10 protein-coding genes are annotated in these 13,321 nt (G+C 61.1%); 2 read left to right on the forward strand and 8 right to left on the reverse strand.

Features of this window, described 5'->3' with window-relative positions:
• Positions 1–138: 138 nt before the first annotated feature.
• A complete protein-coding gene (locus tag AAAX35_RS01030; protein ID WP_349116447.1) occupies positions 139–2,382 on the forward strand; it encodes an acyltransferase family protein in 2,244 nt (747 codons plus the stop codon).
• A 544-nt stretch (positions 2,383–2,926) separates the two neighbouring features.
• Here the strand turns inward: AAAX35_RS01030 and AAAX35_RS01035 are convergent.
• From AAAX35_RS01035 to AAAX35_RS01070, 8 genes are all read right to left on the reverse strand, one after another.
• Positions 2,927–4,123 (reverse strand): Nramp family divalent metal transporter, encoded by a 1,197-nt coding sequence (locus tag AAAX35_RS01035; protein ID WP_006235731.1) that lies wholly within the window; start codon positions 4,121–4,123, stop codon positions 2,927–2,929.
• A 74-nt stretch (positions 4,124–4,197) separates the two neighbouring features.
• Entirely contained in the window at positions 4,198–6,042 is a 1,845-nt protein-coding gene (locus AAAX35_RS01040) for a CBS domain-containing protein (protein ID WP_117758587.1), read from the reverse strand.
• Between the two features lie 328 nt (positions 6,043–6,370).
• Positions 6,371–7,777, reverse strand: a complete 1,407-nt coding sequence (locus AAAX35_RS01045) for a polysaccharide deacetylase family protein (RefSeq protein WP_349116448.1) — start codon at positions 7,775–7,777, stop codon at positions 6,371–6,373.
• A 72-nt stretch (positions 7,778–7,849) separates the two neighbouring features.
• Positions 7,850–8,605: a hypothetical protein gene (locus tag AAAX35_RS01050; RefSeq protein ID WP_055252569.1), complete on the reverse strand. Its 756-nt coding sequence runs from the start codon at positions 8,603–8,605 to the stop codon at positions 7,850–7,852.
• Entirely contained in the window at positions 8,605–8,994 is a 390-nt protein-coding gene (locus AAAX35_RS01055; protein ID WP_035136593.1) for a YtxH domain-containing protein, read from the reverse strand. Before AAAX35_RS01055 ends, AAAX35_RS01050 begins: the two co-directional genes overlap by 1 nt.
• A 136-nt stretch (positions 8,995–9,130) precedes the next feature.
• Positions 9,131–9,964: a hypothetical protein gene (locus tag AAAX35_RS01060; RefSeq protein WP_226790502.1), complete on the reverse strand. Its 834-nt coding sequence runs from the start codon at positions 9,962–9,964 to the stop codon at positions 9,131–9,133.
• Between the two features lie 24 nt (positions 9,965–9,988).
• Positions 9,989–11,362: a hemolysin family protein gene (locus AAAX35_RS01065; protein WP_118206595.1), complete on the reverse strand. Its 1,374-nt coding sequence runs from the start codon at positions 11,360–11,362 to the stop codon at positions 9,989–9,991.
• A gap of 110 nt (positions 11,363–11,472) precedes the next feature.
• Positions 11,473–12,156 (reverse strand): hemolysin III family protein, encoded by a 684-nt coding sequence (locus AAAX35_RS01070; RefSeq protein ID WP_349116449.1) that lies wholly within the window; start codon positions 12,154–12,156, stop codon positions 11,473–11,475.
• A 186-nt stretch (positions 12,157–12,342) separates the two neighbouring features.
• On the opposite strand from AAAX35_RS01070, the gene AAAX35_RS01075 reads away from it, so the two are divergent.
• Positions 12,343–13,308, forward strand: coding sequence for an alpha/beta hydrolase (locus AAAX35_RS01075; protein WP_349116450.1), 966 nt, complete (start codon positions 12,343–12,345; stop codon positions 13,306–13,308).
• The last annotated feature ends 13 nt before the right edge of the window (positions 13,309–13,321 follow it).

Here is a 13,321-nt window from a genome sequence, read left to right on the forward strand (position 1 = left end):
GCGCGCCTTCGCACCTCTATAACTTTAGTTCACTTTGATGTGAACGCACCCTTGAGGTTGCGCCAGCAGCAAGCATTCACAGGAGCAGGCAGCTACAATGAATACGTGCTGATTATTCTCGTCATTGGATGATGTTTTATGGAACAATTCCCACCATCGAGCCCACGCGGACCGCGCCGCGCGCTCGATAACCAGGCGCCGCACGAACGCCCGCGCGCCGACCGCCGCACCGGCGAGTCGCGACGCGGCCCGGTCCCGCATCGAACGCCCACCAACAAGGACGCCCATGCAGCCAAGACCAACACCGGCGCCACACGCTCGTCCGCTGCCGACAAGCAGGCACCCGCTCGTCCCAAGTCCCGCTACATTCCTGCGCTCGATGGTCTGCGTACGCTCGCCGTCGTCGCGGTGGTGCTCTATCACCTCAACCTCACGTGGGCTCAGGGCGGCCTGCTTGGCGTCACGATTTTCTTTGTGCTTTCGGGCTATCTAATCACGCGCCTGCTGCTCAACGAAGTCGCCAAGACCGGCCGCATCGACCTTAAGAGCTTCTGGATTCGCCGCATCCGTCGCCTGGTCCCCGCCGTGGTAACGGTAGTGTTCGTAACCTGCGCGCTGTGCACCATCTTTAACCACGTGATGCTCACCAAGATGCGCCCCGACATCCTGCCGTCGCTGCTGTTCTTCAACAACTGGTGGCAGATTGCCCAAAACGTCTCGTACTTCAATGCCCTGGGCGACCCTTCGCCGCTCACGCACTTTTGGTCGCTTGCCATCGAGGAACAGTTCTACCTAATTTGGCCGCCTCTGCTGTTTGCCATGGTATCCATGCATGTGAGCAAGCCCAACACGCGCCGCGTGGTTCTGGGCCTTGCCGCGGTTTCCGCCCTCGCCATGATGGTGCTTTACAACCCTGCCGCCGACCCCAGCCGCGTGTACTACGGCACCGACACCCGCGTGTTCTCGCTGCTGCTGGGTGCCTGGATGGCCTTTATCCCCGATCGCGACCTGGCGCCGGTGCGTCTCGCACGTCGTTTGGGGCTCAATCGCCTGGCTGGTGCCGCCAAGCACGGCAAGAACGCCGAGGGCAAGCCTGGCGAGAAGGCCGACGAATCAGCCGAGACCGCCCCGGCACAGCCGAGCGCCCTCGTGCGCTTTTGGTCCTCGCCCTCATCCATCGATGTGTTGGGCGTCGTGGGTCTGGTTGGCCTTGCCGCCATGGTCGCGCTCACCAACGGCTACACCGCGTTCCAGTATCGCGGCGGCACGCTGTTATGCTCCATCCTCACGCTCATGGTCATCGCGGCCTGCGTGCAGCCCCAGGGAATGGTTGCCCGTGCGCTGTCCGCCGAGCCGCTCGTGTGGGTTGGCAAGCGCTCGTACAGCATCTACCTGTGGCACTATCCGCTGCTGTTGCTCATGAACCCGGTCGCCAACATCAACGATACGCCCTGGTGGCAGTACATCTTGCAGGTACTTGTGGTAGTCGCCGTAGCCGAGTGCTCTTATCGCTTTATCGAAACGCCGTTTAGGAAGGGCGCCTTCGGCCGCACCGTCACCGAATTCCGCAATGGAACCACCACACCCGCCAACTGGGCACGCGCGCACGTCCCTGTCTGCGCAGCCTGCGCTATCGTGTTGGTCGTCGCACTGGGCGGTCTGATCTTTGTGCCCGAGACGTCTGCGCTGAGCGGCGAGGGCGCCGAAGTTCTGAACAAGGAAGCCAAAAACACCGCGCCCACCGACCAGCAAGCGGCCGACGACACCGACAAGGACAACGACGGCTTCCCCGATGGCTCCTACGACCTGTTGATGATCGGCGACTCCGTGTCGCTGCGCGCCGTTGATTCCTTTGACGGCGTGTTCCCGCACAGCCATATCGATGCCGAAAAGGGCCGCCAGTTTGATGCGGGCCGCGCGACATTTGAGGGCTATATCCAGCAGAACCTTGCCGGCAAGATCGTGGTCTTTGCCCTGGGCACCAATGGTTTGGTAACTGATGACCAGATCGATGCCATCATGGCCGATGCCGGCGACAAGCGCATCGTCGCGTTTGTGAACACACGCAGTCCGCAGCCGTGGGTGGGTTCCACCAACCAGGCTATCGCCAACGCCGCCACGCGCTACAAGAATGTACGCGTTATCGACTGGTACGGGCACAGCGCCAACCGCAACGACCTATTCGATGGCGACGGCACGCACCTGTCGACTACCGGCGTGACCGAGTACCTCAACCTGATCCACGATGCAGTCAAGAAAGACCTGCCCGTGCACCCCGAGGACCACGTCAACGATCCGCAGCCGGCAGCCGTCAAGTCCGCCGCCGACGCACTCGTCAATGCCCTCGCCTACAAGCCACACAAGCTGGGCACCGACAAGTAACGCGCAGCAAAATCTGCGTACACCCGCAGGGGGCGTCGGCCGTGGCCGACGCCCCCTGCGGCAGTTAGGGGCGCTCCTTTTGTACCGCCACTTGGAGGCACTCCTGGCGTAGCCAATGAAGACCTCTCCGGATGAATTCCAAGCCGCTCCGCCGCTCCAGACATCGTTTCCGTGCCTCGCACCTGCCCCAAACAATCAAAACAAGCCCTTTTCGCCGCAACCTCAAAGGTCTGTGGGCAAAAAAGGGCAAATATGAGTACTGTTACCATTTTAGTCGCAGGCAAAACCATCCAAAATGACGTTCGGGCGACCCCTACAGCCCCCTAAAGCAGCCAACCTGACTGGTTTAAGGCGTATCGGAACCAATTTTAATGAACATAATATATGTTATGTTCATTATCTTCTTGGATGTAAATGCTGTTCACTTAGCAACAGTACTCATATTTGGTATTTTTTGCCCACTGACATATAACTAACGCCCTATAGCAGACAAAAAACAGGCCGCAGCCCATCGCTGCGGCCTGTTCGGAAGCAAAAGTAGACGCTACGCGCTGTAGCCCATCGCTTGCAGCACAAACATGACGACCGTCAGCACCGTAATCACGCCGATAGTCGCCCAAGTGAGCACGTTCCATACGCGGCCGTTGCGATTGGCGCCCATAATGTGGCGATCCGCCGCGATAACCACCTGGAATACCAAGACTACGGGCAGCAGCACGCCGTTGATGACCTGCGAGGTCATCATAATCTGGAACAAATCGACGCCAGGCATGAGCACCAACACGGCAGAAATGCCGATGATGGCCGTAATGATGCCGCGATAGACCGGGGCCTCGTCCCAGCTGCGGTCGGCACCGCGCTCCCAGCCAAATGCCTCGCAGATAGCGCTCGACGTAACGCCCGGCAGCACGCAGGCAGCCAAGAAGCTCGCCGCGACCAGGCCCGAGGCAAACAGTACCGTGGACCACTGACCCGCAATAGGCTCCAGCGCGCGGGCAGCATCGGCAGCATCGCTAATCTGAATGCCCGCCGGGAACAACACCGTACCGGTCGTGATGATAATAAAGCCGGCAATGACATCGGCAGCAAGCGAGCCGCTCACGGTATCGATGCGCTGCAGCACGATATCGTCCTCGCCCGCGTTCTTATCGACCACGTTGTTCTGCGCCAAGAAAATCATCCACGGCGCGATGGTGGTACCGATCGTTGCGACCACGAGCGACACGTAGCTGGGATCATTTTGAATGTTAGGCACGACCAGGTCGACCGCGACCTCGCCCCAGTTGGGGCCGGCCATAAACGCGGCGACGATGTAGGTCACGAACACGCAGCTTACCAGCAGCAGAATCTTCTCGATGCGCTGGAAACTGCCCGACATGGTAAGCATCCACACCAGCAGCGCCACGAGCGGCACCGAGATGCTCGCCGGAACGCCAAACAGAGCAAGGCCGCTCGCGATACCCGCGAACTCCGAGATGGTCACCGCCGTGTTGGCGATCAACAGCGCTGCCATGGCCAGCACGCTCTTGCGCACGCCAAAGCGCTCGCGAATGAGCGACGCCAGGCCCTTACCCGTGACGCATCCGCAGCGCGCCGCGGTCTCCTGCGTCACGATAAGCAGCACGGTCATGACGGGAAGCATCCAGAGCATCTTATAGCCATAGCTGGCGCCCGCGCTGGAATACGTGGCGATGCCGCCAGCGTCATTGCCCGAAAGCGCCGCCAGAAGACCGGGGCCCATGGCGCCAAAGATGGCCGCGATGGTCAGCTTTTGCTTGGTGCTCGGCTTTTGCTTCGTATTTTGCACGCGACCACCTACCCCATGACCGACATGGTGAGCAGCACCGCAGCGGCGCAGTACGCTACGCACGAGATCATGACGGCAATAACGTTCATGGCGGTGCCCGACGTGTTGAGGTCATGCTCGTCACGCCAGAACAGCACCATCAGGTAAATCACGGCGCTCATGTTGCCAACCAGGCAAATGATGGCAGCGATATTAAAGCACCCGGTAAAGAGTTGCTCCTCAAACATGGGCGCATCGGGGAACGCAGCGGTGCGCACCAGCTGGGCGCACAGATAGGTCACGAGTGACAGAATCAGGCCCATGCCCGTGCTCTGGAAGAAGAACCCCAGATACGGCTTGGGCTCGTCGTCGTGACCGTCATACTCCAGGAAGTAGTTCTTGACGAACGACACCATACGCGAGGCAGCCAGCAACACGAGCGGCATGGCGCACATGGGGAACACCACCAAATGCGCGGAGCCCAGCGCCGTCCCCAGCACCGTTGCCATGATGCACGAGGCGATGCCCCACACGACGACCCAGTACTGACGATGCACGAACCAGCTGAGCACGTTCGTCGAGTCGTCCGACGCGCTATCGCCCGAGCCGACACCGGCGATCTGCAGGTCCTCCTGATGCTCCTCGGCAATAACGTCCATGGCGTCGTCGAAGGTCACGATGCCCAGGATATGACGGTTCTCGTCGCAGACAGGGATGGCAACCAGGTCGTACTTGGTCATCTCGTCCGTCACGTCTTCCTGGTCCTCGTCGGGTGACACGTAGACCAGATCGCGATAGGCGAGCTGGCCCAGCGTGGCGTCGCGGTCGGCCACGATCAGCGTGCGCAGCGAAAGCACGCCCGTCAGCATGCCGCTCGGGTCCTCGGTATAGACGTAATAGACGCTCTCAAAGTCCTCGTCGAGCTTGCGAATCGCCTCGATGGCGTCGCCGACCGTCGCCGTGGCGGGCAGCGAGACAAACTCCGAGGTCATGATGCGGCCGGCGGTGTTGTCCTCGTAGCCCAGCAGATTACGAATCGCCTTCTCCTCCTTGACGCCCATCAGGCGCAGGAGCTTCTCGGCCTTCTCATAATCGAGTTCGTCGATCAGGTCGGCAGCGTCGTCCGGGTCCATCATGGCCAGCATCGACGATGCGTCCGTGTCGGACAGGCCCTCGAGCATCTCGGTCATAAGCTCGTCGTCATCGAACTCCGAGATGGCCTCGGCGGCCTGGGCAGTATCGAGCTGCGCAAACACCTGCGCACGCAGGCGCGGGTCGAGCTGCTCGATAATGTCGGCGATGTCGGCAGGGTGCAGCTCGCCGAGCGTCTTGTGCGACACCGAGAGTTGAATGTTCTTGGTCGAGCGGTCGAGCAGGTCCATGTAGGACCAAGCGATGATGTCCTCACTGAGCGGCTTGCCCAGGTGCTTCATAAAGCCTTCGACGATATGCTCGAGCGCGGGGCTGATGGCGCGTAGCAGACCGCGAGCACCGACCTCGGCGCCCAGCAGGCGCAGCTGGTTTTCGCCCGACATGGAAAACTTGATGTCGTTTACGCGCACGACCTTCATGCCCTGCGTGTCGACAATCTGCTTGTTGAGCACGTCGCGGGCAAGCAAGAGTTCGGTCGGCTGCAGGTACGAAAAACGGATTTCGGTGGCCGACGTCTTAAGGTGTACACCCGTCTCGTCGATACGGTCGACCCATTTGCGCCAGCTGATCATAAACGGCGTCTTGCCGGGACCGCGGAACGCGAGCGACGTCACATGTGGAAAAACTTCGCCGGTAGCAATACCAAAATCGTTGACCACGCCGAGCTTTTCGCCATCGACGTCCAAGACCGGCAATTTGAGCATCTCACTCAGATAATTCAATGGTGCTCCCCATCATTATTCCTCCGAACGCGGCCGCATGTGCGGCGTCCGGGGGCTTCTGGATATGTATACGCATGCGCGGGCGGCACGCCGCTCGACGCTTACACCCCGTGCATGCGCAAAAAGCACCTGCATGGGGTCATCGACTGTATGGTCGAGGTTTGGATTTCACCTGTAACCTTTCTCTTGACCCTCATTAACCGCAGTAACTATAGCATCAGCATCGCCCTGCGACATCGAATTTATGCGCTGCACATTGCAGGCATACCAAACGCTGACGCATCCGTGACATAGCCATTGGGGACGTTCTTAAATGACTACCCAATAACTACTCTGTGGTGTCGTCGTCCTCGGCAAGTTGGGGGAACACGGCGTCCTTGGGCATGGTGGCCTTCGTCAGCGAGGTGAGCTTTTTGCTCAGCAACGTGTCCGTCTTGACCAGGTCGCTGAGCGTCACGATCTTGTAGCCGTCGGCAATGAGGCCGTCGATAATCTGCGGCAGCGCCTCGAGCGTCTGCTCGGCGCATTCGTCTCTATCGGTGAGCAGCACGATATTGCCCGGCGTCACCGAATCGAGCACCGTCGAGACCTGCTCGTCGGCACCGTTTAGCAGCCAGTCGCCCGAGTCAATATTCCACGAGACCACGGCGGAGACCAGGTCCATCGCATCAATCCAGTTTTGCTCGTCAAAGGCAGCGTAGGGAGCACGCAGCAGCATCGTCTTCACGCCGGTCGCCGACTTAATCGCATCGGTGCCTTTCGTGATCTGTTCGCGTACCGCCTCACGGTCCTGGCCCTTGAGCGAATCGTCGCTGTAGCTGTTGGATCCGACCTCGCACCCGGCATCGACAATCGCCTTGGCCGTGGCAGGCGAGGCCTCGACCGCATCGCCCGAAAGGAAGAACGTCGCGGTGACGCCCTTTTCCTTGAACACCTGCAAGATCTGTTTGGTGGCGCCGCTCGGACCCTCGTCAAACGTCAGCGCCACGTACTTTTTGTTGCCCTTGGGCGCCACGCTGGCGCACGCAACAACGCAATCGGTGACGGGCACAACCTCGCCGCGGTCTTGCGTCTTGCCCGACTGCTCGCCAACCCACACCTCGGAGCGGCCCTGGACACCCCACGTCTGCACATACTCGATAGCGCCCGTACCCTCGACCTTGAGCTTGGGCTCGATAACCGTAGCCTGAACCTCGTGCTTCTCGTAGGTGTTACGGCCATCCTTGACCGTCACCTTCTCGCCGCCCTCAAGTTCGCGGCTATCCCATTTGCCCTGTTTCACGCGCTTGCCGTCGACCTTCACCGACAGCTTTTCGCCCCCATGGCGCTTGAGCACGCTGTCATCGACGGCCAGCAGGTCGCCTGCGTCGTAGGTGCCAGTCAAATCCTGTTCGTCGATGAGATTCTGCAGCGTAGAGCCCACGCGCACCGCGGTCTTCTGGCCGTTGAGCTCCACGTCCACGCTGCGGTTGACGTAGCCCACGACGGCAGCGATAAACAGCACGAGTGCACAACCCACGGCGATAAGCGCGTAGGGCAGGCGAGACGAACGACGGGGTGTGCGGCTGTTGCCGATGCGCGCACTGCGATCGCTAAACCCGCGGCTATGGTTGAGGTACATCGCGCCGGGCTTACGGTGACGCTTGCGCTGGCCGCTGGGCAGCTGCCCCAGGTCGCGGCGCGCCGTCGGACGCGCACCCGAACGCCCGTTTAAGTTGGATCCGTTTTGGCGCATGTGCCCTCCCCCATAAACACAGCAAGCCGGAGCAACAGGTCTCCGGCTTGCCTCCCATCATTTGGTACGTCGCTATTTTGTAGCTTTTGACGAGCCTCCGCTCGCCTTTTGGTATTCATCCTTAAAGGCCTTGAACATGCCGCGCGTCTTGCCGAGCTGCTTGCCCAGCGCGCGACTACCCTTGTCCACGGCAACCGATCCCTTGTCGTCGAGCACCTTGGCGCCCTTTTTGACCTTGTCGCCCACCACGACGCTGGCCTCGGCAGCTTTGGCAGCCGCACCGCCCGAATACCCGAGCGACTTGACCTCGTCTGAGACGACCATCGCGCCGTTCTCATAGCCGCGCAGCATCGTCGGCGGCACCTGCGTGTCACCAACCAAAACACTCGAAGCAGCACCGGCGGTCACATAGAATGCCTGCACGATGCCCGAACGCGGCTTGAACTCCACATCCGAGCAATAGCCCACGACGTCGCCCGATTCCGTGCGCACGTCCATACCGACCCAGATGATGCAATCGTCCAGGTTGATGTCGAGGCGCTTGGCGGCGGCGGCATCGTACGTGTCCTTGACGTCATCGACCGCAATGGCGCCCTCGTAGACACCAATGGCGTCGAGCGCTACGAATCGGTCGGGACGCTCGATCATACCCGCGATATCGGACTGGCGGACCATAAAGCCGACCACGCGCGTACCGCCCGGGGTAAAGACCGGAAAGTGAATCTTTCCGAGCTTTTTAGGGCTGCGCGGCGTGCCGTCCTTTTTGGTGCGCTTGTCCTCGGTAGGCTTGCGATAGATCTTGGCGCCGACAAAATCCCCGGCGCGCATTATGCCTCGGTCGAGGGCTCCGCAGCCTCGGTATCAGCCTCGACGGCGTTCTCGACCACGACGTCGGCGGCAGGCGTCACGTTGCCGCCCGAAATGGCGTCGTTGAGCTGCTCGCGCAGCTGGTCCATGCGCTCGCGGGCCAGGTCGACCTTGGCGCGCAGGTCGTCGGTCTTGGCGTCGACCATCGGGCCAAAGTCATTCACCGCAGCACGGGCCTCCTCGGCGCTGTGCTCGTAGGTGTCGCGCATATTGTCCCAGGCGTCGTTGGCGATATCGGCAGCCATGGCGCGGGTCTCGGCGCCCGAGCGCGGGGCCAGAGCAACGCCGACAATAGCGCCGGCAGCGGCACCAAAAAGTGCGCCGGAGACAAAGCTGAAAGTCTTACCCATGATCATTCCTCTCCTGCGGGCACGTCGGTGCCCACCGTTTGAATGCTGTCCATTATACCCGCAGCGCATCACTTGCCGCTCCGCTCATCTGCGTACGGCAAAGGCGCAGGTACGTGATGGTGATAAACGCGTAGGCCTACTCCTGAGGCATAGCCGGCATGGCCACCGTGGCACCCGGGTCCTCGCCGGCGCCGTCCACGAGCGGCAGGCTGCCCTCATGCGCAGGTCCTGCCGGAACCGTCGCAGCACCGCCAAAGACGGCAGCGGAGGCCTCGTGGTTCTCGGCAACCGCGCCCTCGGTATCAATCGCCACCTGGGGCTCGTCGTCAAAGTTGGGGACACCCTGGGGCTCGGTGGGAACGGGCTCGGCGGTCGCATCGGAAACGGGCTCGGCGTCGACCGGCGCATCGCCCTCGTCAGCGCCCTCGTCCTCGGCAGCATCTTCGCCGTTCGCAGCGGCGACGGCCTCGTGAGGATCCTTGCCCTCGGCCCCGGCGCGCATGCCCAGCACCAGGTTGCGCAGGCCCGCGACCGTGCCCTCCACGTCGGGGGCAGGCTGGTCGGCGTGCAGATAGGCCCAGTCCATCATAAAGGTGGCCGAAGACAGCGCACCGATGGCCAGCGCGTCGTCGGGGCACGAAAGCTCAACCTCAAAGACGCGCTCGTCGTGCTCGCTTACGCGCGTGCGGCCGCACGAGATGCTACCGGCAAGACCGGTCTCGTTCATGAGCTCAACTGTCACGTGCTCCAGCAGGTGGCAGAGCTCGGTCTGGCCCATGCAGTCCTGGAACTCGCGGCCGGAATCGCCCAGGCACAGGTGCTTGGCAATCGCCGGCACCAGGTAGTACACGCGCGCCGTGGCCTCGATGTCCTCCGAGGTCATGAGCGGCATGCCGGGGTTCACCAGCACATGCGCGCAGATCTTGTCCTCGCTGACGGTGACCTTAAGGATGTTGAACAGGCCTGCCATAACTCTCCCCTACTCTTCCTTGTCCTACTCGTCGCCGTCGTGCGGATTCGCGGAACCCGCACCCGACGTCGTCGGCTCGTCTACCGAAGACTCGGAATCCTTCTTATCGGTTTCGGCCGGAGCGATCACGCGAATGAGCGAGATGCGCTGGCCACGCATCGACTGAACTTTAAACTTGTACCCCGCGACCTCAAACACCTCTCCGATGTCGGGCACCGAGTCACAAAGCTCCAAAATCCAGCCGGCGATGGTCTCATAATCATCGCTTTCCTCAAGCGGCCAACCAAGCTCAATCGCGTCATCGCACGAAAAACGCCCATCAACGAGCCACTCGCGGCGCGAAAGGCGCGTGAGATACTTGTTGTCGGGGTCGAACTCGTCCTCGATCTCGCCGACGATCTCCTCGACGATGTCCTCGATGGTGATGATGCCGGCCGTGCCGCCGTACTCGTCCACGACCACCACGATCTGGTCATGCGAGGTCTGCATCTCGGACAGCAGCGGCAGGATGTCCTTGGTGTCGGGCACAAAGGTGGCGTCGCGCAAAAAGCCGGCGATGGGCTGGTCGCCCTTGCCGTCGAGCGCGGGCTGAATCAGGTCCTTGATGTGCGCGATGCCGGCGACGTTGTCGGGATCCTCGTGATAGACGGGGATGCGGCTAAAGCCGGTCTGGCGCATGGTGGACAGCACGTCGGCGACCGTCTCGTCGTCCTCGCACATGGTGGTGTCCACGCGTGGCACCATGACCTCGCGGGCAACGGTGTCGCCCAGGTCGAAGATCTCGTGGATCATGCGCTTTTCCTCGTCGAGCAGGTCGTCCTGCTCCGAGACCATGTACTTGATCTCTTCTTCCGAGACGTTCTGGCGGTCGTCGGCACTCTTGATGCGCAGGATGCGGGCCAGGCCATCGGAGCAAGCACCGGTCAGCCACACGAGCGGACGGGCGATCTTTTGGAACACGGAAAGCGGGCCCACGACCTGCTTGGACACGCCCTCGGCATTGGCCAGGCCGATGCGCTTGGGGACGAGCTCGCCGATCACGATGGACACGAAGGCGACCGCGACGGTGATGATGACCGGCGCCAGGCCGCGCGCGATGGCGGAGAGCGGCGCGATGCCAAAGCTCATGAGCCACGTGGCGAGCGGGTCGGACAGACTCGTCGAGGCGACGGCGGACGAGGCGAAGCCCACGAGCGTGATGGCGACCTGGATGGTGGCGAGCAGCTGGTCGGAGTCGGCAGCCAGCTTAATGGCACGCTCGGCGCGCTTGTCGCCTTCCTCGGCCTCGTGCTCCAGCACGGCGCGCTTGGCCGTGGTGAGCGCCATCTCGGACATAGAGAAGTAGCCGTTGATGAGGGTCAAAACGAGGGTGGTGATAAGGGAGATGGTTATGTCCATCGGGAGTTTCTCGAACCTCCAAGATTCGGGACGTCGGATTAAAACGTTGACGGCGGATACGGCAATTGCACCGGCGCCCAAACAAGGACGCGGGCGCGCAGGCGTGGTCGCTAGATTACGAAGAGAATCACCGCCATGAACTGGAAGATGCTGCCGGCGAGCACCCACAGGTGAAACACGCTGTGAAGATAGCACACGTTTTTGGCGATATAGAACGGCACGCCCGCGGTGTAGCACACGCCGCCGACGGCGAGCAGGGCAAGTGCCACGGGGTTGAGCAGCGCCACAAGTTCGGGCAGCTTAAAGACGACGAGCCAGCCCATCAGCAGGTAGACCAGGCCGCTTACCCAGTGCGGTTGACGCTCGCGTAGGAAGCACTCGAGGGCGATGCCGATAATGGCGATGGCCCATACGGCAAAGAACAGCACGGCGCCGCCGTCGTTTGCCAGTGTGATGAGGCAAAACGGCGTATAGCTGCCCGCAATGAGCAGGTAGATGCAACTGTGATCAATAATGCGGAACACGCGCTTGGCGCGCGCGGACTGAATCGCGTGGTAGAGCGTGGAGGCTAGGTATTCGAGGATAATGCTAACGCCATAGACAATCGCCGCGGCCATGTGAGCCGGGCCTCCGCCGCGCAGGGCGGCGAATACGATCAGGAGCACCAGGCCCGCGATACCCAGCAGGCAGCCGACACCATGGGTGACGGAGTTCATGATCTCCTCGCCCACCGTGTAGTGTGGAACGGCCGCGGTCTTGGGTCGCGGCTTAGAACTGTCGCTCGAATCGGACATGCCGGTTACATCCTCCAACGTAAAGAGTTCTCAACACTATATCAAAGCGTCTAGGTACGTGCGAAATTTGCACCATACGTGACCCTTTGTTTACCCATTCTTTGTCTGTTGACGCATCAACGGCGAACGTCCATAATGCGCTTGCATTAAATGTTGATGTATTAACATCTTATAGGAAAGCTTCTTATGTCTCAAAACGCACGTTCCCATCGAAAGCTCAAGATAGCCGGCGTCGTTGCGCTGGTGGTTGTCGTTGCGCTGCTCGGATTTGCCGGCAACTTTCTGTTTGACTTCGCGCTGAATCCCCGCGCGCCGTACACCATGAAGATGATGCAGGATGGCAAAGACGACAAAAAAGGTGAGCAGCCGGATGCCGAGGAAACCGAGGCGCGAGCGTGGTTTAAAGAGAATCGCGAGAGCAGGAACCTCACCGCGGACGACGGGACCGAGCTTGCCGCCTGGTATTTTGCTGCGTCGGAGAGCACGCACGACTACGCCGTCTGCCTGCATGGATATACCAACGAGCCCATCGGTATGGCCCGATACGTCAAGCGATTCCACGACCGCGGCATGAACGTACTCGCGCCCGCCGCGCGCGCCCACGAGCGCTCCGGCGGCGACTATATCGGCATGGGCTGGCCCGAGCGGCTCGATGTCGTCGCATGGATCGAGCAAATCGTTCAGGCTGACCCCGAGGCACGCATCCTGGTCTTTGGCGAGTCGATGGGTGCGGCAACCGCCATGAACGTCGCGGGGGAATCTCTGCCCGCAAACGTGAAATGCATTATCGAGGACTGCGGTTATACGAGTGTTTGGGACGAGTTTTCTCTGCAGCTCAAGAACGTGTTCGGCTTGCCCAGCTTTCCCTTGCTCGATGTAGCAAACTTGGTATGCAACGTGCGCGCGGGCTACGACTTTCATAAGGCGAGCAGCGTGGAGCAACTCAAACACGCGACGGTTCCCATGCTGTTTATCCACGGCGACCAGGACACTTTTGTGCCGTACGATATGCTCGACCAAAACTACGACGCGTGCGCCAGCAAGGTCAAGCAAAAGCTCACCATCCATGGCGCCACCCACGCCAAGAGCGCGCAGGTCGACCCCGAACTCTACTGGAACACGGTCGACAACTTCCTCGACGAGTATTTTTAGGCAAAAAGCAACG

Origin of the sequence: Collinsella sp. CLA-ER-H11, from assembly GCF_040092445.1 — a bacterium.
GTDB lineage: Bacteria > Actinomycetota > Coriobacteriia > Coriobacteriales > Coriobacteriaceae > Collinsella.